Genomic DNA, 13,788 nt, shown 5'->3' on the forward strand with positions numbered 1-13,788 from the left:
GATGATACAACTTGGTACAGCTGCATCATGAGCGGAATGAAACGTGGCAGATTCAGTTGGAAGGGGATCCAGTTTAACTGGGACGATGGTTAATTGATGTGTAGGCATAGGAATGGCACCTCCTTTGATTGATACGTCTATCGTACCGGAGGTGCCTGATGTTTTATATGCGTTATTTGATTACGGGCTTACAAAATAACACGCTGAGATGCTGCGAAAAATAATTTTAAAGAAGACTGTTCAATCCACTTGTTTTGAATAGTGGTAACGTATAAAAGAATCTCAATGAAGTGTTACCAAAGGACGTTTTTGGAAGATTTTTAAAGGATATAGCCTATAGATTATCGAAATAAATATAGAAATAATAATAATTTTAGTAGGTGGATATTGTGAAGGTAATTAATTCCATTGTAGGAATCGTGATAATTCTAGTAGGCTGTTTGTTTCTGAATATAACAGTGGTTAACGAAGAATTTAAAACGATAACATATAAAGTATTTGGTTTCATAACTTTATGTGTAGGTTTTTTTTATTTAAAAAAAGTTGCAAAGTTTGGGAAACAATAACTGTATATTCTTGTATATTTATAACTTTAAAACGTTCCTAAATAAAAGTTTAGTAACATTAAAACAGCGACAAACAATGTTAAATCAGTGTTTGTCGCTGTTTTTTTCAAAACCAAATTCGGACACGTTACAATTTTTCTCACGTCCTTTTTATAAAGATAATTTTTTGTTGAATGTATGGTTAGGAGTGAAATAATGACAAAAGAAAAGAATATGCAGCCGTTAAGAACAGCTAAGGAAATTGAAGATATGCGATGGGCTTTGTCACGCTATGCTAGTGCACGAGATCTGTTTTTGTTTAACTTGGGTATTAATACGGGGTTACGAGTGAGTGATTTGGTGCCCTTGAAAGTGAAAGACGTTAAAGGAAAGGGCCATTTGGTTATTACGGAGGGGAAAACCGGGAAACCCAAACGTTTTATGATTCCTAAAGTCATCAGAGAAACAATCGAAGATTATATTCGGGGGATGCAGGAGGAAGACTACTTTTCCAAGTTGAAAAGGAAATGGGCCGATTAGTACGATGCAAGCTTATAGGGCTTTGCAAAAAGCAGCAGCTGCTCTCGGACGAGAGGATATTGGTACGCATACTATGCGAAAAACGTTTGGATACCATCATTACAAGCGAAACAAGGATGTAGCAACGTTACAAATGTTATTTAATCATTTGGCTCCATCTATCACCTTAAAATATATAGGAATTACCGATGATGAAATTGATAAGTCACTCGAAAATTTCTCACTTTAAAAATGGTTTTGATTCATCAATTCAATTAAGTTACTAAACGATGTTTTGGGCACTTTTATGAAAATGTGGAGTAAATATTTTAAAATACGTATTGTATTATTGGTATAAATTTGAAACAATTAATCTCAAGTTAATTAGAGGATACATTTCGTATTCTAATTATTACATCTGTGAGTGATAAACAAATTGTTTTATTAGGCGCAAGTAGTCATAGGGTAGGTGATTACTTTAGTGAAAAAATAAAGATAAGGAGGAATCGATATTGAAATTTAATAATGAGGATCAAAAAGTCTCAAAAGTAGTATGGGTAGTAGCTGGTACAATAGTTGGTTCATCAATTGGAGCAATAATTGGAATAATAGCTTACAATAATCACTGGTGGGGTTAAAAGAGAATATTTCCCATATGAATACTTTACTAATAGCTATTTAGGGACTTACAAAATAAAATAAAAAAACGTTCCCAAAAACGTAAGTTTGATAAAATTAAATACATATCGTTTTAAATCCGCATTTCCCTAACCATACCTCTGTACAAAAATATATATAACTATCTAACACTTTGTAAACCAAAGTGTAAATGTGATAAGAACTATTTTGCAATGTGGTTAATTGTAAGGTATACTTTTAAAAAGTATCGTAAGAGGAGTGGAAGTATGGCGACAACAATTGTAGTAGGGAACTTTAAAGGCGGCGTTGGTAAGACGAAGGTATCAGTTATGTTAAGTTGGGAGCTTTCGAAGTATTACAATAAGAAAGTGTTACTTGTTGATATGGACCCTCAGGGGAATGCGAGTACGCTAATTGCACGCTCTGCGGGTGTTTCTGAATTGAATACCAGTATCTTTGACGGCTTTCAAAAAGGCGATTTAAAGGACTGTATCGTTAACGTGGCAGATAATCTTCATGTGATTCCTGCGCAAGTGTCTTTTAAAAACCTACCGAAGTTCTTATATAGTAAATTTGAAAATGAAATTGACCAAGTCAGCTATTTAAATCAATTACTGGATCCCATTCGTTCGGATTATGACTACATCTTTATTGATGTGCCACCGACGATTAGTGATTTCTCCGACAATGCGATGATGGCTGCCGACTATGTATTGATTATTTTGCAGGCACAAGAGCTATCGCTTGAAGGCGCAGAGACGTATATTAAATACCTACAGTTCATGGTAGACAACTACGATGCGGATATTCAAGTAGCTGGTGTATTACCCGTACTGTTACGCCCTGGTGGTCGTGTTGATATGTCAACTATTGAACGTGCGAAGGAAATGTTTGGTGAAGATAACGTAATGAAGACTGTCGTTAAGCATTTAGAGCGCTTAAAAGCTTGGGATGTAACGGGCATTACGGATAATGACCAACATGACCGCAAAGCGCATAAAGTATTTACCGATGTGTTGGATGAGTTATTAGAAAAACTTGAAGCATTTGAAGAGGGGGGTAAGTATGAATAAGGAAAAAGGCGGATTAATTAAAAAGAAAACACCTATCATGCGCCCTGCTGTAACGGTAACCAAAAAGCAAGATGCTGACTTTGGCTTTGACGTGCCTGTCAAAAAAGAAACAAAAAAATCAGCAACAACACCTGCAGTCGCACCTGTTAAAAAATCAGCCCAACCTCTTGTTTCTGTTGACCAATTAAACGTTGGTACGAAGGTTAAAACGAAAAGCGTCAAAGTGCCTGAAATTATCCATACCGAGCTTGGTTTACTAGGCTCGTTTACGGATGAATCTAAGACGTATGTCATTTTACAAAAGCTCATTGATAGCTATGTAGAACATGAGTTAACGGATCGCCAGCAACGCCAATTTAAATTTATGGTTGATGCGTTTAATCAAGAATAATAGCGAAAGAAGTTATAGTGACATTCGTGTTTTCCTCTTTTGCTGTATAACTTATGAGGTGCTATATGAATGATAAATACAAACTAACATTTGATGAAATGATTGCTTATCTAACAAAAAAGAACATTCAGTTTAACATCACTTCTGAAGATGAAGCGCTAGAAATTTTACGTACACGAAATTATTATTATAAGCTAACTTCATATAAGCGTAATTACCAAAAAGAGTACGATAAATTTCCCTATGGCATCTATATGCACCTTGAATTCGCTTATTTAGTGGATTTAGCTAGTATTGATATGAATTTACGTTATACCTTATTAGAGATGTGTCTGGATATCGAGCATAGTATTAAAGTAAGACTACTCGAACACATCACAGATGATGAAGAGGAAGATGGCTTCACTATTGTAGAACGTTTCTTAGACCTACAAAATAAAACGGTTCAATCCTATATTGGTAGCATGGGAACTAATGCGAGCTATGCGAAAAAAATGTATGATCGTCACCATCAGAAGTTGCCTGTTTGGGTGTTCATGGAGTGTATTACATTTGGCCAATTCGTGCGTTTTATTGAATTCTATTACAAAAATTTCGCAACAGATATTACCTATTATCGAAAATTACATGAAACAATTCGTTATATAAAAAATATACGTAACGCTGCTGCGCATAATACGCCAATCTTAATGAATATTGCTGAGCCAGGCACAGCTAAAAAAACTAAGATTGCTAGTGACTACTTGAGCCAAGTACCTAACATAAGTAAAGACGCTCGTAACAAAAAGTTGAAAAATAACCGTGTGCACGACCTTGTGCTGTTGCTCTTCATCTATAGTGACTATGTGACGAGTAGTAATATGCGAAAACACACATTTGAAAACTTAACGTCTCTTCTGTCTCGCTGTAAGCGTAATAAATCATACTATCAAAAAAATTTAGCACTTATCTCAACCTATAAATTCTTTGAAAGTATTATTAACCATTTAAAGCTATAATGGGCACCATTTTGACTTCCGCATATATCTTTGTTAGTATTATGAATAAGGAAATAACCATTTTGGTTGTAGGGGTAATGGGGAAACTTATTACGCTGAGTTGAAATTTAAACCCGACTAACATCTCGTTGTTAGTCGGGGTTTTTCGTATATTTCACAGTTTTATTCCCTTTTTAAATAGCTAAACCCTCTAATGCTCATATATCACTTCCTGTTCCATCGATATAACTGTTGCAATCTATTTTATAAAGTAACTAACATTTGATTTAATACAACAAATGTTGTATTAATAAATAAAGGAGTTGATTGTATGGCAACAGAGCGTTTTTATACGGTGCAAGAGGTGTTTGACATATTAGCAACGAATAAAGTGACAAGCAATATAGAATCTGTACGTCGTTGGCTACGGCAAGGTGAGCTTGTAGGTATCGCACCAAAATCTCGTAAAGAAGGATGGCAGATTCCGCATACTGAATTAATGAAATTTCTAGACCAGCGCACGCCTAATACAACAAATGTTGCATTAGATGAAGAAGCTGTTCGGGCTGCAATGTGGTTTGAAATCACACGTAAAAATATTTGGGAAGGCTATATTCCTATTACAAAAAGTTTACTGAAAGAAGCAGCATTACATCGCCAGTATTCCACGCATTTACGAGAAGAAGTATGGGAGCGATGTGTAAATAATAGTATGGCGTATAAGCAGCCTAGAGTGAACTATTTACTGGATGCCTTTAGTTTCGAAGGCCAGCGTTTAAAGTTTGACCTGAGCTTTGCGAGCAAAGAAGAACAAGCAATTTATGTGATTTTTGAGTATGTAAAAAAGAATTAAATGATGTCAATAGCTTTAAGGAATGCTTCTACTTAATCAACAGCACATGCAAAAGAAAAGTATGAAAAGACAAAAATCGTTAGCTGTCATCGCTAACGATTTTGTAATTTCAATCACTTATTTTATAAAAACTCGTCTACATCATCCGATTTCAACTTAATATAATGCTCCATAATGGTTTGGTGTGATTTATGGCCAGACTGCTTGGCAATCGTCGGGATATCCGCACCTTTTTGGTACATGGCTGTAATTTGCGTTTTACGGAACGTGTACGGTGCAAAGCCTAACCAACTGTGAATCGCTTGGTTATAACTCACTTCACTAATCTGACGGCTCGTATGATTTCCCCATTTATCGGCTGCACCAACAAAATAATCATTAGGTAACAGCTCACATGCTACCACATAGTTTTGAATCGCCTGTACACACTCTAGTGTCAGGCGTTTTTCTTTCATTTCGCCCTGTTTTACCATCATTACCTGGACAGTGCGATTAGCTAAATCAAAATCATTTACCTTCAACCGAACCATTTCCGACGGACGGTTGGCCGTAATCAAATTGACCAAACAAATCGCTCGCTTACGAATATCACTTTTTTTATCCGTAGCATAGCGATCAATGAGCCGTAGCACATCACTTTGTTTTTCCGCCCGTTGTCCTCGCATCGGCTTTAAACGCATATACGCCTCCTGGTCATATAAACTACGCAGTAATTTCACGCTAGCTTCATGCGCTGAGGTGAATTGAAATCCATGTTCATGCACTAACCAATACTTTACGCCCGCTAAACGTCGATTGAAAGTGGATAAACGCACTTGTTGCTGCGTAATAAGCTGATGAAGGTACAATTCGAGTGTCTCAAACGTGAGAGGTAAGCCATGCGCCTCACTAAAACTTTTAAACTGTTTAAAGTCAGGCTCATATTGAGCTAGCTTTTGTTGTTGGACTTGACGAATCGTTTCGTCCTTCTCTTTTATCATTTTATATTGCTGCAAAGAAAATAGCGTTTCTTCAATTATATAGCCTCCTCACTTCACGAACTATTTCAAAAGTGGAATTTTCTACTTTTGAAAAGTTTACTTTCGTTATTTATTTACCAAATCATACGAACTTTCGTTTGTTTCAGTGTACCATAATCAACCTTAAACAAGCATGTTTTTTTAAGGTTAAATTTATTAAATAAATTACTAACTCGTTCATCAAAAATTTCAATTACCTATAAGTTAAAGCGGTTGAAACGTTTTACATCATTAAAAGTAATTTAAATCCAATTAAGTATTAATTTATAGTTTAATTAGTCATTAGTCCCAGCGTTTACCTGTTATAATTTAAATATAGTAACAAGTTCATGTAACTGGAGGAATAATAATGGCAACAGCGAATTTAGGATTTGAAGAAAAACTATGGAAGATGGCAGATAAGCTGCGAGGTTCAATGGACTCTGGCGAATATAAAAATGTCGTATTAGGACTACTGTTTTTAAAATACGTATCCGATGCCTTTGAAGAAAAATATGCAGCGTTAAAAGAAGATGAATGGGCAGATGAAGAAGATCGTGATGAATATGTGGCAGAGAACATTTTCTTTGTACCAAAAAAAGCGCGCTGGTCATTTATTAAAGACAATGCAAAGACACCTGAAATCGGTCAAATCATTGATGCTGCGATGGTAGCCATTGAAAAAGAAAATCCATCATTAGTGGGGGTATTACCAAAATCATTTTCATGCCTAGAATTAGATAATATGTAAATTTTAATTAAGCAAATTTTACAACATAATACAAAGCATCACTTAAAAACTTATATACGTGACCGAGATTTAGTAGCAGTAACACTCAAATTTGTTTACAAAGATTACAAAATGGTAACAAGTTTTTGATTTTGGTAGTCCTGCAACTATACATAAGGTATTGGGCGATACTCAACATGTAAATCAAGGTGATATTTATATTTCAAATAAAGGTCAAGGTCTAGAAAAGTTTATAAAAATGATTCAATTGTTGTCTACAGATACTCATAAATATCAAGTTGCTTTGAATTTTATTAATTTACAGTTAAGTTAGGAAGGAAATTTTCGTTATTATCGGATGGAATAAGAAGAATTTGTTGTTTAGTACATGTAAAATGCAAACTGTGTAATAAGGAATATTACATACTTGAAATAGCTACTCCCGATAAAAGAAACTTGTCAACATTAATACTTACATCTATGGATAAATCTAATATTGAATTAAGCATATTAACAATTATTAAAAGTCTTGTATTCAATAGCGGGAATTGGAAAACGGAAGAACTTTTCAAATATGATTTTAAAAGATTAAAACATATTGACCAAAATTATTTTGAGTGGAAAATACGTTTAGAAAAGGCATTTCAATAAATTACTTTGAATAGTGGTGAATTATATGGCTTTAAATGCAGCTCATAGAGGATATATTTATCAAGATTTAGTAACAGCTTGTTATTTTGCACAATCAATAACGCATAATTATGAAAGTATTATGGTAGACAAAAAATTATTTAAAGGGGATTCTCTAGATGATTTGACAATTTTTATAAGGGGGAAAACTATAAGAAGACAATTTAAGTATAGTCAAAATCGAATATTAGAACTCAAAGATATAAAAGGTGAAAAAGGCACAATCAGTATAGTAGAAATTATTAGGAGTCATTTAGAATATAAAAAAGATGGTGAGAAAGAATACAGGTTATGTTTAGCATGGGATGATCCAGTAGAAGATGAAATATTATCAGTTCTAAAGAAAATTGAATGTGAACCAAGTTTAGAAGTATTGACTACTAACTGCTACAAACTACAAATAGATAAGTTGTGGCCAGAAGGCAGTGAGCCTATTTGGGATGAAATAGCAAAGTTAAATATAGATAGACGAGATATTCAAGAGCTATTTGATTTTCTTATTATTGAATTGAATTGGCCAAAGGCATCTTTAGATTTAACATCTCCGGGTATATTAGAAAGATATCTTATTAATATATTAGAAGATAATATTGGGATTGGAAAGTATCCAAATGAAGATAGAAACGCAATAGATGTGGCAGCTACGCTTATTAGACTAGCCAATATTTGTAGAGCAGAAAGTAGAACTATTAATCCCAAAGAAATTGTTAGCCAGTTAGGTATAAGAACAGATTTTGGGAAAGTATCTCAGAAGAATATTGTAGATTTAAAAAGATACGTAAACAGAGAAAGCATTCTCGATGACTTTAAGTTATCTATAGATAAAGCATTTACAGTTTTAATTGGAACACCAGGTTCAGGGAAATCATGGTTATTATCGATGTTGTACGAAAATCTAAAAACGGATTACTTAGTTGCTAGACATTATTGCTATTTAGAACCGGGAGATCAAGATGTACAAAGACGTATTACAACTAATGTCATGTTCGGAAATCTAATAGCAGATTTGATGAATTCAGAAGATGGGATGAGGTACTCAAAGAAAACATTATTTAGTGCTGATGAGGACGAATTAAATAATATTTTAGAACAAGCATCAGTCGATAATGAAAAAGTCTACATTATTGTAGATGGATTAGATCATATTTCTAGAGTATTTAATACTACATCAGATTTATCCAGAGACGAAATAGATATAGTTGATAAATTAATGATGTTAAAGATTCCTGAAAACGTTCATATTATACTCGGAACACAACCTGGTAAGCACCTAGAACCTTTATCAAGGCTAGATAATACTCGTTATTATGAAATGCCTAATTGGGGAAATGAAGAGATAAAACAATTATTTAATAATTATCAATTACACGATAAGGTTACATCATTAGTAGATTCCGATTTTGATTTTTATGAAGAGATTAAGAAAAAAACTGAAGGAAATCCATTATACGTTACTTTTTTGATAAAACGTTTATTAATAGATATTAATAAAAAAGTAATGAACATAGAAGAATTTATAAGTAATATACCTTTAATAGATGGGGATATTAGGAATTATTACGAATATTTACTTCAATCAACAACAGACACTGGGGCTAATTTGGTTGGAGAAATTTTATCTTCAGTAGATTTTGGTTTATCCGAAATAGAAATAAAAGAGATATTAGGACCATATGCGAGATTGGTATCTCCAGCATTAGAATTATTATCTCCTATACTCGTTAATGTATCTGCACAAGGTGGAATTCGAATTTATCATGAAAGTTTTAGAAGGTTTATTATAGAAAGATTAGAGCATGATGGTGGATCAATTAAAAGTCTAGTTCAACCCGTTATAGATTGGTTAAGAACTAAAGATTTCTTTTTAGATTCTAAAGCCTATGAGTTTTTATTAAGTATGCTTAGAAAAGGCGAATTATTAGATGAAATTAAAAGTATAGTAAATAACGAATTCATAATTAATAGTATAGCTTATTGTCATCCTAGAAAAGCTATTGAAAAAAATTTAATACTAGCATCTAATGCCGCAAAAGAATTGAATGATTTTGGATTGCAGATTAAGATAAATGAATTAAAAAAATCTTTATATGTAGCATATGAAGAAAAATTAATGGACATACGTTTATATGCAAAAACATTTGGATTGCTTTATGGATTTGATTTATTAGTGCAGAGATTGATACTTGATGGTCGTATTACTTTAGATATTAATTCCGGACTTATCCTATGCGATTTAATTGATAAGCAAGGAGAAGTCGCTCCATGGGCAGAATACTGTGAAGCTTACAGGGAGCTTGATAAGCAAGAGAATATAGAGGCAGCTTTAGCATATTTTAGAGGGGTTTTAAAGCTAGAATCTTGGATTGAAAAAAGACCAATATTAATTGATTGGTTTAAAAATTTGAATGAAGAATTTAATGGTTCGTATGTTAAGGGAATTATAGGTATATTATTAGATTTAGAGTTGGCGGATTTTATTAGTGAATTAATTAATATGGAATTGAATGAGGAATTAAAAAATACACTTAGATTTGAGTTGGTAAAATATTTTATTTCAGTAGATAGAGTTAAGGCAAAAGAAATGCTTCTAAGTTTACCTTCCGAATGGAATAGAGAAAAACTAACAGATTTATTCTTACAGTTTGGAGATATCTCTATTCTAGAAGATGCAAAGGTAGAAAACCCATCAGAAATAGATTTATTTTTGAATGGTCATATTTCAAGAGCCGAAAATATATATAAATGGATATTAGCTATTAGGATACATGCAGCCAAAAAAAATAATGAAATAATAGATTCAGAGTTAGATAGGGTTTTAGGTCGTGGTTGGTATAGAAAGTGGCTTGTTTTTAATATAAAAATGGCACAAATTGAATTTTATGATTTTAAATCCGACTTAGAAAGAGAAAATGAAGTTTTAAAATCCTTTAAATCGCTATTAAATATTATCAGTCCATTTGAAGGAAAACCCCGTGCCTGTGATTTGTATAGTATAGAGCCTTATATTTATGATTCGTTTAATAAAAGTGTTAAATATGTATGTAGTGTAAGTGGATGGGAAGAATTATTACTTATTTTAGAGAGTATTTCTAAGAAAACGACTACATATTTAATGGGGAGTGCTGGTGGTCCACTAATTTCCTCCAAATTGATTGAATTACTTTATTCATTGACTAATGTAGATGTTGCAAAACCAGCAATTGTTGATGCTATAGAGAGACTTACTCATAAAGCAAGTAGAAGTGGCGAATATTTTGAAATTCAAGCAGAACACGAAATGTATTATTCAATTATTATGAATGAAGTGGGGAACAAAGAAGCTGCATTTTCTAGTTGGAACAGGGTTTGTAGATACTTATCTTCTTATGGCTTCCATAAAGATATTACTATTTATGAGTTGCTTTATAGTGCGGAATATTTTATTGGAATTGATGATGAATGGATAAAACACGGGTTGTTTAAGTTGTTACCATTATTAAATAATATTTTAAATCATACGGATCAAAAAGAAGTAAGGTATGTTCACAATGATTGGTTTAAATATTTATTACGTTTGGATTTTAATCTGGCTACTAGAATATTGTCTCAATCTTTAAAATCTAACTGGGGAAAAATTAATTGGAAACTAGAAGAAGCACTAGAAGAAGTAATGATTAAGAGTTATGGTGTAATCCCTGAAGATGCTTATATCATTTCGGTTCTTTCATCTAGTGTTCCTTTAAGTCACGAATTAGTGAAAAATTTGATTGAAGCCATTAAGTTAATTAAAGAGACAAATATAGAAAAAGCTAATAGTCTTTATAGTCTTGTAAAAGCTAGAATTTATGAAAATAACTTTGAAGATAAAACTTTAAACTTATTGAATGAATTTGAGGAGAAATGTTCCTTTGTCGATACAAGAGAGGTTAAAGGTGAAGAGGATTTAATTAAAAAGGGAACTAATGAGATGGTAGAATACTACCTTTCCGAGGCCTCTTTCATGGAATTAATTTTATATATTAAAAGATTAAATTATGCTGAACTATGTACCGAAAAATTTATTAATTCATTAGGTTATAAAATGGTTGAATATTCAAATCATGAAAAACAAGAAGAGATTAATAAAGTTATCGAGCTATTAGCAAAAAAACTTAGACTATATAATAAAGAGTTATGTTATATATTTAATAATTTAATAGAAGGTTTAGAAAGGCATAACATAACTGAGCCTGCAGTATATTTATCAATTCTACAATTTACAAGAGTATATGAAAACGGATGGAGTTATTTTGGTGGGAAAGAAATAATTCCAAAAATAGAAAGTTACTATAGTGAATATCCTGAATATGTTGAGAGTATTCTTCAAAATGAACTTGTACTCAATACATATAGTGAGATACCTTCTTTTGGGGTATCGTCCAATCTTATATATTTATTTGTGAAATTAAATATTGATTTAGCTAAAGAACTTTGGGCTGAAGCATTTGAGGTAATTGCATTACGTTTAAAAACTGAACGAAAATTCTCTGGGCCGTTTATAGATTGTAAAGATATAGAGGTCAGAACGAATAGTTTAGAAAGTATTATTGAATTAGTATTATCCAGAATCACACATCCAGAATTAAAAAGAAGAACATGGGCCTTATGGGGAATGCAATATTATTACTTTAACTATGAAGATGAATTTTTAAATACTTTAAACGAGTTTGTGAAAACAGATATATATGAATCAACATTTGAGGTAATTTTATGTCTCTTGTTAGAGAAGGAAATTCCTGAGAAAATTTTGAATAGTGAATGGATCCAATTTTTATTAACATCGGATTATTTCAGTATAAAACAGTTAGCCCATTTTGCTCTCGGGATTAAGCCTGAAAATGAAGATAAAAAAATAGCTAATGAGTTATTGATTGAAACTTATTATGATATGAGCATCTTGTCTTTAGACAGAAATCAAGCAGCTATAAATATAGAAAAACATCTACCAAACGTAGTGGAGAAAACTTGTAATACTTTTATGAGTATATTTGATAGTAATGAAGCTTATATAGAAGAGATGCGAAGTATGTATAATGCTTTTAGAAGTACAAGAGAGCGGATATTACCCAAAGTACATTATTGGGGCATAGAAAACGAAATTTATAAACAAGTTTTAAATAGAGAAGTATCGAACTTTGGTAACGTACACCCATTAGTATTGACGCATATGATTAGTGATTTAAAGATTCCGATTTCAATGAATTATAGCAAAGTTCGCTATCCAGAAAATACGAATAAAGTATTAGAAAACTATTCTCCTCAAAAGTCAAATCTACATGGATTTGAAGGCTGGATTAAGATTGCTAGTATTCAAAATGAAGTGATTTTAGAAGAAGGCTACTTTGCAAACATGAAAAGTCAAAACAAGTTTTATAGTGGACTTGTAAGTACTGATTTTGCTGAAATTAGTTTTATTGAGTTTCCATTTAAGGAAGAGGAAGATTTAGATTGGTGGTATATTGGTGAGTCGTCTGATAGCAATTCTTTAGGACAATCATTACTTCATTTAGTTCGATACAAAAAAATTTGTAATGATTTTGGAGAATATCACTTATTGAAATTAGATGATTCAATAATAAAAGAATTAAATTTAACAGCGGCAGATTTTCCAAGTCCTTTTGATTTGCTAGATCAGCATAATGAAGTTGCGGTAGCTTATAGAAGCTGGGATTACGGCTTAATTGGAACAGATTTAAGTGAAGAAACATTTAGATTATCAGGTTGTGAGTTGGTGATGAGACCCGATATATATGATGAATTGTGTAAAAAACTTAAAGGAGAAGTCTATCAGGTAGTAAGGCTATATGACACTCATTGAAAGAAAGTGAATGAATTAGCTACTTAATACACGATGCCATTTGTTATCTGAGGAGAACTACAGTAAAAAAATAAAAGGCTTTAGATATTATAAAAAATGAACAACTCTAATACCACCTGTCATATTCACAGATAGGTGGTTAGTGCATTTATAAGATTAAAATTAAACAACTTTATTATCAGTACACACCACTTGAATATTTAAAATTTCTAAAAATTTCTTTTCTAACTCAAAACCACTAAAACAACCAACTTGCTATCAAACAAGTTGGTTGTTTTAGTTCTATAAATTTTAGCTTCTTACACCATAAATCCTTTCTCACGTAGCGATAAATAGCGATGGTTAGAAACGATAAGATGGTCGAGTACTTCGATACCTAGTAACTGGCCCGATTCGACTAAGCGCTTAGTTACTTCGATATCTTCAGGGCTTGGCTCAACATCAGAACTCGGGTGGTTATGGGCAATAATGATGCTTGCGGCATTTTGCATAATTGCCGTTTTGAACACTTCACGAGGCGACACCATGCTTGAATTT

The 13,788-nt window shown here is 32.5% G+C and carries 8 protein-coding genes and 3 pseudogenes; 9 read left to right on the top strand and 2 right to left on the bottom strand.

Annotated elements, in window-relative coordinates; all coding sequences use genetic code 11:
• Positions 1–761: 761 nt before the first annotated feature.
• The 6 genes and pseudogenes from IEW44_RS15665 (at position 762) to IEW44_RS15685 (ending at position 4,997) form a co-directional block, all read left to right on the top strand.
• Positions 762–1,314, top strand: a pseudogene (locus IEW44_RS15665) (site-specific integrase).
• A 262-nt stretch (positions 1,315–1,576) separates the two neighbouring features.
• Complete coding sequence (locus IEW44_RS16055; protein WP_268236396.1) at positions 1,577–1,702, top strand: hypothetical protein; 126 nt, start codon at positions 1,577–1,579, stop codon at positions 1,700–1,702.
• Between the two features lie 267 nt (positions 1,703–1,969).
• Positions 1,970–2,776: an AAA family ATPase gene (locus IEW44_RS15670; RefSeq protein WP_108307186.1), complete on the top strand. Its 807-nt coding sequence runs from the start codon at positions 1,970–1,972 to the stop codon at positions 2,774–2,776.
• Entirely contained in the window at positions 2,769–3,167 is a 399-nt protein-coding gene (locus IEW44_RS15675; RefSeq protein WP_188616003.1) for a hypothetical protein, read from the top strand. Before IEW44_RS15670 ends, IEW44_RS15675 begins: the two co-directional genes overlap by 8 nt.
• Positions 3,168–3,232: 65 nt before the next feature.
• Positions 3,233–4,165, top strand: a complete 933-nt coding sequence (locus IEW44_RS15680; RefSeq protein ID WP_188616004.1) for an Abi family protein — start codon at positions 3,233–3,235, stop codon at positions 4,163–4,165.
• Between the two features lie 310 nt (positions 4,166–4,475).
• Positions 4,476–4,997 carry a helix-turn-helix domain-containing protein gene (locus tag IEW44_RS15685; protein WP_188616005.1) on the top strand — a complete coding sequence of 174 codons (522 nt, stop codon included), beginning with the start codon at positions 4,476–4,478 and terminating at the stop codon, positions 4,995–4,997.
• Positions 4,998–5,119: 122 nt separating this feature from the next.
• Here IEW44_RS15685 and IEW44_RS15690 read toward each other — a convergent pair whose 3' ends face one another.
• On the bottom strand, positions 5,120–5,977 hold the full coding sequence (locus IEW44_RS15690) for a tyrosine-type recombinase/integrase (RefSeq protein ID WP_188616006.1): 858 nt from the start codon (positions 5,975–5,977) through the stop codon (positions 5,120–5,122).
• Positions 5,978–6,365: 388 nt separating this feature from the next.
• Between IEW44_RS15690 and IEW44_RS15695 the strand changes: the two are divergent.
• From IEW44_RS15695 to IEW44_RS15705, 3 genes and pseudogenes are all read left to right on the top strand, one after another.
• Positions 6,366–6,737 (top strand): annotated as a pseudogene (locus tag IEW44_RS15695) (type I restriction-modification system subunit M N-terminal domain-containing protein); the annotation flags it as partial.
• Between the two features lie 333 nt (positions 6,738–7,070).
• A pseudogene (locus IEW44_RS16160) lies at positions 7,071–7,376 on the top strand (Tn7-like element transposition protein TnsE); the annotation flags it as partial.
• A gap of 25 nt (positions 7,377–7,401) precedes the next feature.
• The gene (locus IEW44_RS15705) at positions 7,402–13,251 is read left to right on the top strand and encodes an ATP-binding protein (RefSeq protein ID WP_188616007.1); all 5,850 of its coding nucleotides are present in this window, start codon (positions 7,402–7,404) and stop codon (positions 13,249–13,251) included.
• Positions 13,252–13,550: 299 nt separating this feature from the next.
• On the opposite strand, the gene IEW44_RS15710 is transcribed toward IEW44_RS15705, so the two are convergent.
• A partial coding sequence (locus IEW44_RS15710; protein WP_308421653.1) for a JAB domain-containing protein occupies positions 13,551–13,788 on the bottom strand: 238 nt, incomplete at its 5' end.

Source organism: Lysinibacillus alkalisoli, assembly GCF_014643595.1.
Taxonomy (GTDB): Bacteria; Bacillota; Bacilli; order Bacillales_A; family Planococcaceae; genus Metalysinibacillus; species Metalysinibacillus alkalisoli.

Excerpts from the sequence above, each read along its gene's own strand:
- IEW44_RS15670 (WP_108307186.1), top strand. The coding sequence starts at position 1,970 with ATGGCGACAACAATTGTAGTAGGGAACTTTAAAGGCGGCGTTGGTAAG.
- IEW44_RS15675 (WP_188616003.1), top strand. The coding sequence starts at position 2,769 with ATGAATAAGGAAAAAGGCGGATTAATTAAAAAGAAAACACCTATCATG.
- IEW44_RS15680 (WP_188616004.1), top strand. The coding sequence starts at position 3,233 with ATGAATGATAAATACAAACTAACATTTGATGAAATGATTGCTTATCTA.
- IEW44_RS15685 (WP_188616005.1), top strand. The coding sequence starts at position 4,476 with ATGGCAACAGAGCGTTTTTATACGGTGCAAGAGGTGTTTGACATATTA.
- IEW44_RS15690 (WP_188616006.1), bottom strand. The coding sequence starts at position 5,977 with ATGATAAAAGAGAAGGACGAAACGATTCGTCAAGTCCAACAACAAAAG.
- IEW44_RS15705 (WP_188616007.1), top strand. The coding sequence starts at position 7,402 with ATGGCTTTAAATGCAGCTCATAGAGGATATATTTATCAAGATTTAGTA.